The organism is Kitasatospora sp. NPDC094019 (genome assembly GCF_044764505.1).
In the GTDB taxonomy this organism is placed as follows: Bacteria; Actinomycetota; Actinomycetes; order Streptomycetales; family Streptomycetaceae; genus Kitasatospora.
Map to the genome: position 1 here is coordinate 121,950 of NZ_JBIWIF010000005.1, position 14,558 is coordinate 136,507.

The window sequence follows — 14,558 nt, forward strand, 5'->3', positions numbered from 1 at the left end:
GGGCGGCGGGCAGTGGGCGGCGGGTCAGAAGTCGAAGACCGCGCCGGTGGTGCGGAGCAGCACGCAGTGGTTGCCGTAGGTGTGCCGGAAGGAGAGCGGGTGGCCCCGGTAGGTACCGGAGGCGGTGACGGTGTAGGGGTCGTACTGGTCGGTGCAGACGCCCGGGTCGACGTCGAGCCGGTCGAGTTCCCCGTTCACGGAGTCGACCAGGCGGCAGGCGGTGACCGGGTCGGGGTGGGTGGTGGCGGTGCCGCCGTAGGGCGGGCACTCAAGCGTGACGGTGCGCGGCGTTCCGCCGGAGGGGGTGTCACCGTGGGCGACGGTGAGGCGCAGGCTCGTCCCCAGCGCGGGGGCAGAGGTGGCGGCGGGCGCGGCGGTGGCGGCGGCAGTGCCGATGGGGCCGGTGGTGAGCAGCGCGGTCACGAGGAGGGCGAGGGTGCGGGTCGTCTTCACGCCCGGCGCAACGACGCCCGGATACCGGCGTCACGGCCGGCCCCCGTACCGGAGTGGGAAGTCGGCGGCGTCGACTTCCGGTGCGGAAGAGCAACGGAAAGGCCGACGGGAGGGGGCGAAGGGTCGCGGACGATCTGGGATGCTCTCCCCCGCCATGTGATCGAATCGCACCAGGGGGACGGCATGGAGATCGACGAGTACCCGCGGGAACGGGACGGGCGGGCGTGGCGGCGCGCCGAGGGCGCCGAGGGCATCGAGCGCACCGAAAGCGGCCGCTGAGCGTCCCGCCCGCTTCCGCACGCAGCGGTGCCCCTGCCGATCGGCAGGGGCACCGGGACGACCACCGGTCCGGAGGAAGGCGGCCCCGCACCTACCCCTACCCCGCGCTACCGCCGGAGTTGTCGGTGCCACCGAGGATCTCGGGGCCGCTGTTGCCCCGGCGGCCCTGGGCCTTCTGGTAGCTCCGCACCAGCCGACCCGCACCGACGGTGGCCGCCGCCACGGCGCGCGTCCACCGCGGACCGCCGCGGTCGGCCCACACCACGCACACACAGCCCCCGATGACGAGCGCCAGCACGCCGATCAGCACTACACCGATCATGTCGCCCACCCTTATGTTCTTCGTTCTCGTACGGTTACCAAGGATATTCCCAGGTCCGGCGCCGGTTCGACAGCCCGGCACGCAGGTCGGGCAGCCCGGGCGGGGTGGGCGCGTCGGCGGCGGGACGGGATCCGGCGCGCCGAGTGCCCGCGCGGGCGGGTTCGGCGGGGGCGCGCCACAACCGGGCCGGCGGCGGGGCGGCCCATGGGGAACGACAGTCGTGCCCTTCCGGGCACCGGTCAGTCCCCGGACGACGCGGACGGTTCGGAGGGCTCTGAGGGTCCGGACGACGCGGACGGTTCGGTCACCGCGGACGATTCCGAGGCCGCGGACGGCGCCGCCGCCCGGATCAGCTGCCGCAGAGCCCCGTAGTACACCTCGTGGTCGGTCACCACGGGCACGATCTCGGCGAGCCGGCCGCTCAGTACGGGGTAGGTCTCCGGGTCGAGCGCGGCCAGCGCGGCACGGGTGACGGCCCGGGTGGCGGCGGGGTCGCGGTGGTCGACGAAGCTCGCGCTCCCGAGCGTGAGCAGGTACATCCGCCGGTACGCGGTGATCGCCTCCACGGTGGTCATCCCGGCGGCGATGCTGTCGGCGAGCTGCGGTTCGACGAGGCGGGCGAGCAGGTTCCGGCCCATCCAGGGGCGGCTGCCGCGCAGGGCGACGAGCCCGGGGTGGGCGGTGAGCAGGCGGTACAGCGCGGTGAACCGGCTCTCGGTGGCGTCGGCCCAGCCGGTGCCGGGCGCGATGTGCGGGAGCCGTTCGGCGAGGTGGTCGGTGACCAGGTCGAGCAGGCCCGCCAGATCGGTGCAGCGGCGTTGGAGCGAGGCGACGGAGATGTCGAGCCGGGCCGCGAGGGTGCGGAAGCTGAGGGCGGCCGGGCCCTGGTCGTCGACGATGGACAGGGCCGCGACCGCGATGCGTTCGGGTGTGGCGCGGTCGAGGGAGGCGGATTGCCGAGGCATGCGGCACAGCGTACGGTACGCCGTACCGGAAGACGGACCCGTGGAGGCGGCACCATGCGACAGCAGCTCGGCTACGACGACATCAAGGCGGCAGCGGAGCGGATCGCCGGCCACGTGCGGCCGGTCGCCGTCGCCCCCGCCGAGGTCCCCGGGGCCACCGGGGCCACCAGGGCCACCGGAAGTGCCGAGGGCGCCGAACTGTGGCTGGCGCTGGAGTACCTCCAGTACACCGGGTCGTTCAAGGCGCGCGGCGCGCAGAACTTCCTCCGCGCCCATCGGGAGGCCGGGACCCTGCCGGACGCGGGCGTCACCATCGCCTCCGGCGGCAACGCCGGGCTGGCGTGCGCGTGGGCCGCGCTCCGGCAGGGCGTACGGGCCACCGTGTTCCTGCCGGCCAACGCGCCGCAGGTGAAGATCGCCCGGCTGAGCTCGTACGGGGCGGACGTCCGGCTGGTCGGCACCGAGTACGCCGAAGCCCTGGCCGCCTGCGAGGAGTTCGCGGCGAGCAGCGGCGCGCTGGCGAGCCACGCCTACGACCACCCGCTGATCGCGGCGGGCGCGGGCACCCTGCTGGAGGAGATCCACGCGCGGGTGCCCGGGCTGGACACCGTGCTGGTCGCGGTCGGCGGCGGCGGGCTGTTCGCGGGCGTGGCCACGGCCGCCCGGCAGCACGGGATCCGCGCGGTGGCGGTCGAGCCGGAGCACTCGCGCGCGCTGAACGCCGCCCTCGCGGCGGGCCGGCCGGTGGACGTCACGGTCGACTCGGTCGCCGGCGACTCGCTCGGCGCCCGCCGGGCCACCGCCCTGGCCGTGGACGCCGCCCGGCCCGAGGCGGACGGTCACGGCGCCCGGTCGGTGCTCGTCCCGGACGCGGCCATCGTCCGGGCCCGCCGCGAACTCTGGGAGGAACGCCGGATCCTGGTCGAGCACGGCGCCGCCACCGCCCTCGCCGCCCTGCTCACGAACGGCGACGGCTCCGGCGACGGATCCCGCGACGCGATCACCGGCACGAACACCAACAGCAGTACCAACACCGGCACCAGCTACGGCTACCGCCCGGCCGACGGTGAGAAGGTCTGCGTCATCCTGTGCGGCGCCAACACCGACCCGACCACGATCTAGGCCCAACCGGGCGTCCGAACGGCCGGGCGCCCGGCCGTTCGGACGTCCACCCCGCCTACTCCCCCACCCCGCCCGCCAGTCGGTCCCCCAGGGACGTCCGCCGGTACAGCACCTGTCGGCCGTCCCGGGCCCGGGCGACCAGGCCGTTGGCGTGCAGCACCCGCAGGTGCTGCGAGACGGCGCTCGGCGTGACCCGCAGCCGGCGCGCGAGTTCGACGGTGGCCAGCGGCTCGTCGAGCATGCCGAGCAACCGGGCCTTGGCCGCCCCGACCAGGGCGGTGAGCGCCGGGGCCTCGACGACGGGCGGGCGGGACCAGAGGGTGGCCACTCCCCGGCAGGGGTAGGCCAGCGTGGGCGCGCCGTCCGGACTGAGCGGCGGCGCCGGCTTGTGGGCGAACACCGACGGCAGCAGCAGCAACCCCCGCCCGGAGGCGAGGACGTGGTGCCGGCCGATCATGTCGGCGATGTGCAGTACTCCCCGCTGCCAGCGCAGTGAGGGGTGCATGTCGGCGAAGAGCAGGCGGGCACCGCCGAGGGCGAGCCGACGGGCGCGGTAGGTCATGTCGGCCTCCAGCAGGAGCCGCATCCCCGGCCAGTCCGGCCGCAGCGCGATCTCCCAGTAGCGCCGCAGGAGTTCGCACAGCGTGTCGCGCAGCCGGCGCACCGCCGCGTCGCCGACTCCGTCGAGGGCGGTGCGCAGCGGCTCGGGCGGCGGGTCGGGCAGGTGGGTGCCCAGCAGGTCGCGCCGGACCACCGCGGGGGCGGTACGACGGACGACGGCCAACTCCTCCTCGAACGACGGGGCGAAGCTCGCCGGAGGGGGCGTGAGGAAGTCCGGCACGGTCCGCCGCTCGGCAACCAGGGAGAGCAGCAAACCGGTGTCGAAGCCGTCGAGTTCACCGAGTGCGCCGAGTTCGCCGAGCGCTCGGAGCACCGAGCGTCGCCAGGGCAGATGCACGGCCGACAAGCCCGGCTCGCGCAGAACGCGCAGGCTGAGCACGGTCTCGTTCAGCGGCGAGAGGGCGAAGCGGGTGTCCGCGAGGTCCTCGACACCCAGCTCGAAGGTGATGACCATGAAGGGCCACGCTACATCGGTTGGCAACGGCGCGTCGCCGGGCCAACCTCCGGGTATGAATCGCCGCCTGCTCCTGCTGCTCACCGTCACCTGCGCCGTCGGCGTGGGCACGATCTACTTCCCGCAGGCGATCACCCCACTGATCGCCGCCGGCCTGGACACCTCCGAGAGTTCCGCCGCGCTGGCGGTGACGTTCACTCAGATCGGTTACTCCATCGGCATCTTCCTCATCGTGCCGCTGGGTGACCGAATACCCAACCGCCGACTGCTGACCACCCTGCTCGGCCTCACCGGCCTCGAACTGCTCGCGGCCGGCTGCGCGCCCACCCTGCCCGTCCTGCTGGCGGCGAGCGTCGCCGTCGGCACCACCACGGTCGCCGCCCAGGTGGTGTCGCCGATGGCGGCCGGGCTGGTGCCCGTCGACCGGCGCGGCGCCGTGATGGGCACCCTGCTGAGCGGGGCCACCGGCGGCATGCTGCTGGCGCGGACGTTCAGCGGCACGCTGGGCGAGCATCTGGGCTGGCGCGCGCCGTACTTGGCGGCGGGGGTGCTGACGCTGGCACTCGCGGCCGTGCTCACCCGCGCCCTTCCGGACGTCACCGCCGTCGCCCCGGCGGTCCGGCCTTCGTACGGGTCGCTGCTGGTCGAGCCGCTCCGACTGCTGCGCGACGAACCGGAGTTGCGCCGCTCGGGCTTCTACCAGGCGATGGTGTTCGGCGGGTTCTGCGCCGTCTGGACCTGCCTTCCACTGCTGCTCACCGGGCCCCGGTACGGGTTCGGCGCGCAGACGGTGGGGCTGATCGCGCTGGTCGGGGCGGCGACGATGGTCTGCACGCCGTTCGCCGGACGAGTGGTGGACCGCCGGGGCGCCGACCCCGTGAACCTGGCCGGACTGCTCGGCGCCCTCGCCTCGGCGGCGGTCCTGGCGGCCGGGGGCGGGGGCGGAGCGGCGGGCCTGGCCGTCCTGGTGGCCGGCACCCTGCTGCTGGACGTCTCGATGCAGTCCGGCATGATCGCCAACAAGACCCGGGTGTACGAGCTCCGGGGTGACGCCCGCAGCCGGCTCAACACCGCCTACATGACGTTCGGTTACCTCGGCGGCAGCGTCGGCTCCTGGCTCGGCCTGCGCGCCCACGCCCTGGCGGGCTGGCCGGGAGTCTGCTCCCTGCTCGCCCTGCTCACCGCCCTCGCCCTGACCCGCCACCTGGTCGAGGCGGCGCACCTCCGCCGCACCGTGCCGCCGGCACCCCGCGGCCAACGGCCGAAACAGCCGAAGCAGCCTGAACGGCCTCGCGAGCACAACGACGAGGACGGACACGGGCACGAGCACGGGCACGAGCACGGGCACGAGCACGGGCACGAGCACGGGCACGGGCACGAGGACCGGCACAACGACGGACACGACGACGGACGCCGAGGCCGGCGCGAACGCGAGCACACCCCGTGACGGATCGTCCGGAGCGGTCGATCCGGAGCGAACGGTTCTCCTGTCGTTCGAGCCATCGGCCCGTTAAGGTCGTGTTCATGACAATCACCCCCAGGTGACCGTCCCGCGGAAGCCCCGCTAGCATTCGCCCGCAGACCACAGACGCGCACACCCCGCCCACCCCCGACCGGAGGTCGCCCGTGGCCCGGCTCTACGTCCGCAACGGCATCAACCCCGACGACCCCGACGCGCCCGTGGTGGCGCTGCTCGTCGATCCGGACGGCCCGCCCGGCGAGCGCGCCGTGGCCAGGCTCAGCTGGTACGGGCACGAGGGGGACGGCGCGTTCTTCCTCCTCCCCACCGACGGCTGGGCGGAACACGCCCTGGACGGCGACCGGTTGACCGTCGCGGTGGCCGCGTACCCGTTCACGCTGGAGCAGATCGGCGCGGACCCGGCGGCGTTCCCGGAGCGTTCGCCCGCCGTCCCCGAGGCGGCCCTGGTGCTGCACGCGGAAGCGGCGGTCGACCCGGCACTGTACGCCCGGGCCGGCGCCGCGACGGCGGTGTTCGCCGCCGGTCCGGGGCTCGCGCTGGACAACCTGCTGGCCGGGGAGGACGCCTGGCCGGTCGTCCTCGCCCCACCCCCGCCCAACGAGAACTGAGCACCGGGGACCGGGGGCCGGGTCCAACGGTCCGGGGGCCGGGCCGGGATCGATCCGATCCCGGCCCGGTCCCCGCTCCGGCCTACGCCCCGCTGTGCCGGAGCATGTCCTCCCGCTCCACCACCTTGACCCGCTCCCGGCCCTCGGCCTCGCCCAACGCGCGCTCATGGGCGTCGAGTTCGTACCAGCCCTGCCACGTGGTGAACCGGACCCCGCGCTCCCGCAGGTACGCCGGGACCGCCTCCGGGTCGGGCTCGACGGCGCCCGGCAGCCGGCCCTCGGCCTGGTCGGCGAGCAGACAGGCGACGGTCTCGTTGGCGTCGCCCTTGGTGTGTCCGATCAGGCCGACCGGCCCGCGCTTGATCCAGCCGGTCACGTACACCGCGTCCTGGTGCGAGCCGTCGGCGGCGAGCACCCGGCCGGCCGCGTTCGGCACGGTGCCGGAGACCGGGTCGAACGGCAGCTTGGGCAGTTCGTCGGAGTAGTACCCGATCGCCCGGTAGATCGAGCGGACGTCCCAGTCGGTGAACTTCCCGGTGCCGCGGACGTTGCCGGTGCCGTCGAGCTCGGTGCGCTCGGTGCGCAGCCCGGCGACCTTGCCGTCCTCGCCGAGCACCTCCACCGGGGACTCGAAGAAGTGCAGGTAGAGACGGTGCGGGCGGTCGCCGACGTCCCGGATGGCCCAGTTCTCGATGGTCGAGGCGACCATGTCGACGTGCTTGGCGGCGCGCCGCTCGGCGATCGAGCCCTCGTCGTAGTCGATGTCCTCGGGGGCGACGATCACCTCGATGTTGGGCGAGTGGTCGAGCTCGCGCAGCTCCATCGGGCTGAACTTGGCCTGGGCGGGACCGCGGCGCGCGAAGACGTGCACCTCCAGGGCCCGGTTGCGCTTGAGGCCCTCGTGGACGTTCGGCGGGATCTCGGTGGGCAGCAGCTCGTCCGCGGTCTTGGCGAGGATGCGGGCCACGTCCAGGGCGACGTTGCCGGCGCCGAGCACGGCGACCTTCTCGGCCTCCAGCGGCCAGGTGCGCGGGACGTCGGGGTGGCCGTCGTACCAGGAGACGAAGTCGGCGGCGCCGTAGGAGCCGTCGAGGCCGACGCCGGGGATGTCGAGCGCGCGGTCGGCCATCGCACCGGTGGAGAAGACCACGGCGTCGTAGAACCGGTGCAGGTCGTCCAGGGCGAGGTCGCCCGGGTAGTCGACGTTGCCGAAGAGCCGGACCTCGGGCTTGTCGAGCACCTTGTGGAGGGCGGTGACGATGCCCTTGATCCGCGGGTGGTCGGGCGCCACGCCGTACCGGATCAGACCGAACGGCGCGGGCATCCGCTCGAAGAGGTCGATGGAGACCCCGGGCTGCTGGGCGGCGTCGGACTTCAGCAGGGCATCGGCGGCGTATATGCCGGCGGGGCCGGCTCCGACGATCGCGACACGGATCGGGCGGGTCATCTCGGGGCGATCCTCCGGACAGGGGCGAACAGGACGGGTCGAGCGGCGGAGCGGACGGGCGAGGGTGACCCACGTCCACCCAACCCCGCCGGACCTTGCCACTGTAGGCGGTGTGGATCTATGAGCTCATAGAGCGAACCTATGGGCGGCCCGGGAACAACGCCGGGGCCGCCCCCACGCCTGCGGCATCCCCCGCCCGAGCCGCTCCCGGCCCTCCCTCCCGGGCCCTCCTCCGGTCCACCTCCGGGCCCTCCTCCGGCCGCCGTCCCGGTCCCCCTCGGGTCCGCCGGCCCCGCCTCCGGCCGGTACGAACAAGGTCCAAAAACCGACGCCGCGCGCCCGGCCCCGTGCCCTAGCCTTTCCTCGCACCACCCATAAGGTCTAGACCATAGAGTGGGGAATCATGAAATCGCTTGTGGGGAAAGCCCGGTGGACCGGAGCGATCGCGGTGGCCGCGGCGCTGCTGCTGACCGGAACCGGCGCCGGGGCGGCCGCCGCCGACCCGACCCCGGACACGTCGAACGGCACCGCCGTCGGCTGGCGGGCGCTCGGGCTGGCCGTCAGCCCCGAGGGCACCAAGGCGTACGTGGTGGCGGCGGACCGGTCCGGCGGCCGGACCCCGGTCGTCCTGCGCACGGTGGACCTCCGCAGCGGCGCGGTCGTGGCCGAGCTGCCGCTGGCCGAGGACGGCGACGCCGGGAAGCCCGTGGTGAGCCAGGACGGCCGGCGGCTCTACGTGGTCGTGGCGGACCGGTTGGTGACCGTGGACACCGCGGCGGGCACCGTGCTCTCCCGCACCTCCGCGCCCGAGCAGGAGCGCCCGGCCGGCTGGTCGGCGGGCGCGCTGACCGGCCTCGCGGTGAGCCCGGACGGGTCCAGGGTCTACATCGGACAGAACGGCCCGGCCGGCGCCGGCCAGGGCGTGCGGCCCGGACGGGTGCTGGTTCTCGGCACCGACCGGGGCACCTTCACCGGGACCCTCCAGCTGCGCGGGTACGGCGTGTCCGGACTCGCCCTCCAGGCGGGCGGCGCGACCGCCTACGTCGCCACCGACCTCGGCGTCGAGCACCTCGACACCACCACCGCGGTGCCGACGCCGCTGCTCCCCGTCGAACGGCTCGGCGCCACCGGCGAGCTGGCCGCCTCGCCCGACGGTCTGCGGGTGTACGCGCTGGGCAGCCAAGCCTCCGCCGGCACGGGGTACGCCATCAGCACCGTCACCAATTCCGCGCGGCCGGTCTTCACCTTCGCGACCGCGCCGGCCGACCTCCACTACGTGTCGGTGAGCCCGGACGGCGGGCGGCTCTACCTCCTCAAGGACAGCTGGACGCCGCAGGCCGCCGTGCTCGCCTACAACACGGCGACGGACACCGCCGTCCCGGGCGAGACGCTCACCGGCTTCGGCCTGGACGGCGTCTCGGCCACCGCGGTCGTTCCCGGCGGGCACACGCTCCTCCTGGCCGGGATCCGCGGCCAGGGCTCCTACCTGCGGACCGTCGCACTCTGATCCCCCGGCGCCCGGTCCGTCGCCTCCTCCCGCCGGGAGAAGGTGACGGACCGGGCGTCGTCCGCACTTCCCACCCCCCGCGCACCGCAGGTCCGCACCGGGCAGTCGCGCCCGGTCAGTCGCAACCGGCAGTCGCACCGAGCAGTCGCGCCGGGCGGAATCGGAGCGGCAACCGTGCCCGTCCGGGCGACCGCCGTCGCCACACCAGCCCCACCCTCCACACCCTCGCCGCACCCCCTGCCCCATATCCGCACGGGCACCGCGCCGACCTCCGCCCCGAGGCCGCGTCAACCCGTCAACGCGGCCCGCCATCAGCCCCTTCGGGCAACGCGGGCCGCCCGAAGGGGCAGCGGCGCCCCGGTCCGCCGGACCGCCGCGCCGACCGGCCGTGACCCGCCCGGCCCTCGGCTTCCCCGCAGGTCATGCCCGGTCGTCCACCGACCGACGGAGCGCCGTCCGGGGCTGTCCGGACGAGGGTTGACACCGCAAGTTGGTCTAGTCCACCGTAGGGTCACACGCGTTTGACGAGGCCGGAACAGATGTCGGCACTCCTTGTCCGACGAGCAAACCAGCCGCCTCCTCACTCCCCCTCAGGGCCCCCGGGGCCCGCCCGGCCCCTTCCCGCCTCCTCCTTCCGCGTCCTCTTCCCGCACCCTGTTCCCGATCCTTCGCCGTGCCCTTTCGCCGTGCCCCTCGCCGTGTCCCGCGCCGCGAGGTCCGCCGCGCGCTGTGCCGCGCCCTTCTCCGCGCCGCCCGGCGACCCGTTCCAGCCAGCGTTTCCAGCAGCCGTTCCCGCGACCCGTTCCGCGCCCACCCCGTTCAGCGCCCCGGACACCCAGCCGCCCGGGCCCACCGGGGCACACGACCACCCACCGATCCGACGCCCCGACCCGACCTTGGAGTGACGTGATGCCGAAGCCCGACGGGTACCTGTATCGAGCCGCTTCGGAGCGCCCGTACTTCAGCAACGACGGCGAGGCGTACCTCGCCGCCACCGCGCTGAGGGACATCGAGAAGCAGCGCCCGTTGCGCGTTCTGTCGGAGGAGCAGTTCGCCTTCTGGCAGACGTACGGCTACGTCGTCGTGCCGGAGGCGATCGCCCCCGACGCCGCGCGCAGGCTGCTCGACTTCGCCTGGTCGTTCCAGGGGCTCGACCCCGAACGACCCGAAACCTGGTACGAGGAACGGGACTTCCGGGACGAGTTGGACCAGCACCTGCACATCTACGGGTTCGTCGAGGCGTACCAGCACCAGCTCATGTGGGACAGCCGGCAGGCCCGCCGGGTCTACGACGCCTTCGTCGACGTCTGGGACTGCGAGGAGCTCTGGGTCACCCTCGACCGGCTCAACCTCAACCCGCCGAACGTCCGGAACCGCGACCGGGCGCTGATCGAGCCCACCGACAAGGGCTTCGACATCGAGCTGCACTGGGACGTCGACTCCACCGCCGGGATGCTCCCCCAGCGCGTCCAGGGCATCATCGCCCTCAACGACACCGCGCCGGACCACGGCGGCTTCCAGTGCAACCCCGAACTGTTCCACCGGTTCAACACCTGGCAGGCCGCCCAGCCGACCGACCGCGACCCGATCCGGCCGGCCGTCGACCGGGCCGAGTTCCCGGTGGTCCGGCCCGAGCTGAAGGCCGGTGACCTGCTGATCTGGAACGGCATGCTGGCCCACGGCGTGGCCGCCAACACCTCGGCGGGCGGTGTGCGTTCCGTGCAGTACCTGTCGATGATGCCAGCGCTGGAGGAGCACACGGAGCTCCGCGCATCACGCGTCGACTCCTGGCGCGACCGCTCCACCCCGACCTGGAACCGCACCCTGGTCGGCGACCACCGCGAGCACGAGTCGCTGCGCTACGGAGCGGCCGAACTCACCGGTCTCGGCGCCAGGTTGCTCGGCCTGGAGTCCTGGCACGGCGCCGGATCCGGCCCCGGCCCGGCCACCGCCCCGGACGGCGCCCCGACCCCGGACACCGCCACCGACTCCCGCACCACCCCCGACACCCGGAAGGGCGAAGCATGACCGTGGACCTCGCCGCGCCCGGCATCTGCCTCGCCCTGCCCACCAACCGGGCCTGCGCCCCCGCCATCGCCGACGTCGCCGCCGAAGCCGCCTGGGCAGCCCGCGAGTTCGGCGTCCTGGTGCACCTGCTGATCCTCGACTCGGCGGACGCCGGGACCCGCGCCGGGCACGAGAAGGCCGTCGCCGACCTGCCCGCCACCGCGGGCGTCCTCGTCCACCACCTCGACGAGGAGCGGCAGCGCGCCTTCCTGCGCTCCGTGATCGACCGCGCCCGCGCCGCGACCCCGGCCCTGTCCGCGGCCCCGGCCCTGTCCGGGGCGGCCGGCGCCGACCGGCTGCTCGACCTGATGCTGCCGGACTCCGTGTCCTACGGGGCCTGCACCAACCGGGCGTTCCTGATCGCCGCCGCGCTCGGCTGCACCTCCCTGCACCGCCGCGACTCCGACAGCACCTACCAGGAGCTGGACGGCCGGCCGGTGTTCCCGATCCACCACGAGCTGCGCTCGATCGGACGGCGCGCCGCCGACGCCGCCCCCGACGTCACCCACCACACCCTCGACCCGGCCCACGCGGGGAAGCCGGTCGCCCTGGTCGGCGGTTCCTTCATCGGTGAACTCTCGGTCGACCTCGGGGAGGTCCGGGCGCTGGACCCGGCGGTCTACGAGGAGGTCGTGGGCCTGTGGGCGAGCACCGGCTCCACCGAGGAGCAGCGGCGCGAGCTGGTCGCGGACTCGTTCGTCGGCAACGGCACCGACCCGTTCACCCACGACCGTGCAGTGCTCGACCTGCCCGACATCTGGCGGATCGACATGTGCAACATCGCGCTGGACCGCGAGGTGTACGAGCGGGTGCCGCTGCCACCGGCGACCGACACCATCGGCAGCGACTACTTCCTGCACCACCTGGTGCTCAGCGCGGGGCTGCCCGGCGTCACCCACAACCGCGACATCGTCAACCGGTACACCCCGGAACGGCGCACCGACGCCGGATTCCTCGCCTACCAGCTGCGGTTCACCAAGTTCCTGCTGTCGATGCTGTACCTCCACCCGGTCTACGACGCGCTGGAGTCGGCCGGTGGGGAACTGCTCGACGGGCAGCACCACCTGCGCCCCGGGGCCGTGGCCGGGTTCGCCCGCCGCGCGGCCGGCGAGGACCGGGCGGAGAACCACCGGCGGCTGGCCGTCCTCGACCGCGCCTACCGCGGCCTCGGCGGACGCTACGCCGACTTCGCCGATCACCTGCTGCCCCGGCGGGAACGCCTGTTGGACGAGGCGCAGGCCGACATCGAGGCGTTCGCCCTGCTCGTCGACGCCTGGGGCCCGCTGGTCGCCGCCGCCCGGACCGTCGCGCCCGCGCCGTCGGACACCGACCTCCTCGTGGTCCCGCCCGCGCCCGCCCGCGCGGACACACCCCGGGGACCCGCCCAGCCCACCACCGGCCGGAGCGCCGCCCATGCCTGATCACGGACCCCTGCGCGCCGCCCTGGCCGCCACCGAGGACGACCGGATCCTCTACGACCTCGACGGCATCGAGTCCCAGTACGACGCCCTGCGGCGCGAACTGCCGGACGTCGACATCCGGTTCGCCATGAAGGCGTGCCCGGTCGACGAGGTGCTCGACTGCCTGGCAGCCCGGGGCGCCGGCTTCGACGCGGCCGGACCGCAGGAGATCTCCCAGGCGCTGCGCACCGGCGTGCCGGTCGAGCGGATCCACTACGGCAACACCATCAAGTCCGATCGCCAGATCGCCGAGGCGTACCGGCTCGGTGTGCGCGACTTCGCCACCGACAGCCTGGCCGACGTCCTCGCGATCGCCGAACACGCCCCGGGCGCAAGGGTGTTCTGCCGTCTCGCCACCACCGGCGAAGGGGCGCTCTGGGGCCTGAGCCGGAAGTTCGGCTGCTCGCCGGCGGACGCCCTGCGGGTGCTGGACGCGGCCCGGGACGCCGGACTGGTCCCGGCCGGGCTCTCGGTGCACGTCGGATCCCAGCAACTCACCTCCGACGCCTGGCGGCACGTCCTGGAGACGATCGCCTCGGTGGTCGAGGAGGCCAACCGGCGCGGCATCCTGCTGGACCACGTCAACCTCGGCGGCGGCCTGCCCGCCCTGGGCGTACTCGACCGGCGCGGGGAAGCACTCCACCCGCCGGTGGACAAGATGTTCGCGGTGATCCGGGAGGGCATGCAGCGGCTGCGCGAGATCTCCGCGGCACCGCTCGACTTCCTACTGGAGCCGGGCCGCCACCTGGTCGCCGACCACGGCGCGATCCGGGCCCGCGTCGCCCGCCTGACCGATCGTCAGCAACTGGACGGTGAGCGGGCGTACTGGCTCTACCTGAGCTGCGGCAAGTTCAACGGCCTGTACGAGATGGACGAGCTGCGCTACCGGCTGGAGTTCCCCACCCACCCGGACGCCGTGACCGTTCCGGCCGTGATCGCCGGGCCCACCTGCGACAGCGACGACGCCTACGCCGACGAGGGCGCCGGCGTGCCCGTCCCCCGGGACGCCGCCTCGGGCGACCCGGTGTGGATCCTCTCCTGCGGCGCCTACGCCACCGCCTACACCACGCGCGGGTTCAACGGCCTCCCCCCGCTCCCCTACAGCTGCGTCCGGGCGGGCGGGCCGGTCGACCCGCCCGCCCCCGAGGGAGTCCCGCAGTAGATGTCCGCGCACCCCACCGACACGCACCCCACCCACGAGCACCCCACCCACGAGCAGCACGCCGACGAACACCACGCCGACGCGCACCCCACCGGTGCCCTCCTCGACGAGGAGCTCCTCGTCCGCCCGCTCGCCGAGCGCGACTGGGCCGAGGTGGTCCCGCTGGAGGCCCGCGCCTACGGCGAGAGCGGTCTCTCCGAGGGCGGCGAGGCGCTGCGCTCGCGCCACCGGGCCGCCCCCGACCTCTGCTTCGCGGTCGAGCACAAGGGCGAGTTCGGCGGCTACCTGCTCGCGCTGCCCTATCCGCTCGGCCACTGCCCCGACCTCGGCCGCGCGGAGTCCCCGGCCGCCGCCGCCTCCACCAACCTGCACGCCCACGACCTGGTGGTGACCGAGCGGTTGCGCGGACGCGGCCTGGCCCCGCGCCTGCTCACCTTCCTCGCCGACACCGCCCGCGACCGCGGCTACGCCACCATCTCGCTGGTCGCCGTCCGCGGCAGCGAAGTCCTCTGGGCCCCCCTCGGCTACCTCCCCCACCCCGAGGTACGGCTCCCCGCGAGCTACGGCGACCGGGCCGTGTACATGGCGATGCCCCTCCACCCGTAGCGCCG

Annotated in this window: 13 protein-coding genes; 8 read left to right on the forward strand and 5 right to left on the reverse strand. The window is 74.2% G+C overall.

The features are described from left to right. Positions 1 to 24: 24 nt before the first annotated feature. The 3 genes from ACIQ9P_RS12950 to ACIQ9P_RS12960 all read right to left on the reverse strand — a co-directional run bounded on the left by ACIQ9P_RS12950 (position 25) and on the right by ACIQ9P_RS12960 (position 2,019). The gene (locus tag ACIQ9P_RS12950; RefSeq protein WP_402354216.1) at positions 25 to 453 is read right to left on the reverse strand and encodes an SSI family serine proteinase inhibitor; all 429 of its coding nucleotides are present in this window, start codon (positions 451 to 453) and stop codon (positions 25 to 27) included. Positions 454 to 829: 376 nt separating this feature from the next. After that, positions 830 to 1,054, reverse strand: coding sequence for a hypothetical protein (locus ACIQ9P_RS12955; protein ID WP_402354219.1), 225 nt, complete (start codon positions 1,052 to 1,054; stop codon positions 830 to 832). Between the two features lie 239 nt (positions 1,055 to 1,293). Further along, positions 1,294 to 2,019 carry a TetR/AcrR family transcriptional regulator gene (locus ACIQ9P_RS12960; protein ID WP_402354222.1) on the reverse strand — a complete coding sequence of 242 codons (726 nt, stop codon included), beginning with the start codon at positions 2,017 to 2,019 and terminating at the stop codon, positions 1,294 to 1,296. A 54-nt stretch (positions 2,020 to 2,073) separates the two neighbouring features. On the opposite strand from ACIQ9P_RS12960, the gene ACIQ9P_RS12965 reads away from it, so the two are divergent. Next, on the forward strand, positions 2,074 to 3,141 hold the full coding sequence (locus ACIQ9P_RS12965) for a threonine/serine dehydratase (RefSeq protein ID WP_402354225.1): 1,068 nt from the start codon (positions 2,074 to 2,076) through the stop codon (positions 3,139 to 3,141). Positions 3,142 to 3,196: 55 nt separating this feature from the next. Here the strand turns inward: ACIQ9P_RS12965 and ACIQ9P_RS12970 are convergent, their stop codons facing one another. Then, entirely contained in the window at positions 3,197 to 4,216 is a 1,020-nt protein-coding gene (locus tag ACIQ9P_RS12970; RefSeq protein WP_402354228.1) for an ArsR/SmtB family transcription factor, read from the reverse strand. Positions 4,217 to 4,271: 55 nt separating this feature from the next. Between ACIQ9P_RS12970 and ACIQ9P_RS12975 the strand changes: the two genes are divergently transcribed. Together ACIQ9P_RS12975 and ACIQ9P_RS12980 are read left to right on the forward strand one after the other, a co-directional pair. Next, positions 4,272 to 5,663: an MFS transporter gene (locus tag ACIQ9P_RS12975; RefSeq protein WP_402354231.1), complete on the forward strand. Its 1,392-nt coding sequence runs from the start codon at positions 4,272 to 4,274 to the stop codon at positions 5,661 to 5,663. A 179-nt stretch (positions 5,664 to 5,842) separates the two neighbouring features. Beyond that, the gene (locus tag ACIQ9P_RS12980) at positions 5,843 to 6,304 is read left to right on the forward strand and encodes a hypothetical protein (protein ID WP_402354234.1); all 462 of its coding nucleotides are present in this window, start codon (positions 5,843 to 5,845) and stop codon (positions 6,302 to 6,304) included. An 82-nt stretch (positions 6,305 to 6,386) separates the two neighbouring features. On the opposite strand, the gene ACIQ9P_RS12985 is transcribed toward ACIQ9P_RS12980, so the two are convergent. Continuing rightward, a complete protein-coding gene (locus ACIQ9P_RS12985) occupies positions 6,387 to 7,751 on the reverse strand; it encodes an FAD-dependent oxidoreductase (RefSeq protein WP_402354237.1) in 1,365 nt (454 codons plus the stop codon). 403 nt (positions 7,752 to 8,154) lie between these two features. On the opposite strand from ACIQ9P_RS12985, the gene ACIQ9P_RS12990 reads away from it, so the two are divergent. From ACIQ9P_RS12990 to ACIQ9P_RS13010, 5 genes are all read left to right on the forward strand, one after another. Beyond that, positions 8,155 to 9,258: a hypothetical protein gene (locus ACIQ9P_RS12990; RefSeq protein ID WP_402354240.1), complete on the forward strand. Its 1,104-nt coding sequence runs from the start codon at positions 8,155 to 8,157 to the stop codon at positions 9,256 to 9,258. A gap of 909 nt (positions 9,259 to 10,167) precedes the next feature. After that, entirely contained in the window at positions 10,168 to 11,286 is a 1,119-nt protein-coding gene (locus tag ACIQ9P_RS12995) for a phytanoyl-CoA dioxygenase family protein (RefSeq protein ID WP_402354243.1), read from the forward strand. Then, on the forward strand, positions 11,283 to 12,746 hold the full coding sequence (locus ACIQ9P_RS13000) for a DUF6271 family protein (RefSeq protein ID WP_402354246.1): 1,464 nt from the start codon (positions 11,283 to 11,285) through the stop codon (positions 12,744 to 12,746). Before ACIQ9P_RS12995 ends, ACIQ9P_RS13000 begins: the two co-directional genes overlap by 4 nt. After that, positions 12,739 to 13,947, forward strand: a complete 1,209-nt coding sequence (locus tag ACIQ9P_RS13005; protein ID WP_402354249.1) for a type III PLP-dependent enzyme — start codon at positions 12,739 to 12,741, stop codon at positions 13,945 to 13,947. Before ACIQ9P_RS13000 ends, ACIQ9P_RS13005 begins: the two co-directional genes overlap by 8 nt. Next, positions 13,948 to 14,553, forward strand: a complete 606-nt coding sequence (locus tag ACIQ9P_RS13010) for a GNAT family N-acetyltransferase (RefSeq protein ID WP_402354252.1) — start codon at positions 13,948 to 13,950, stop codon at positions 14,551 to 14,553. Positions 14,554 to 14,558: the final 5 nt, after the last annotated feature.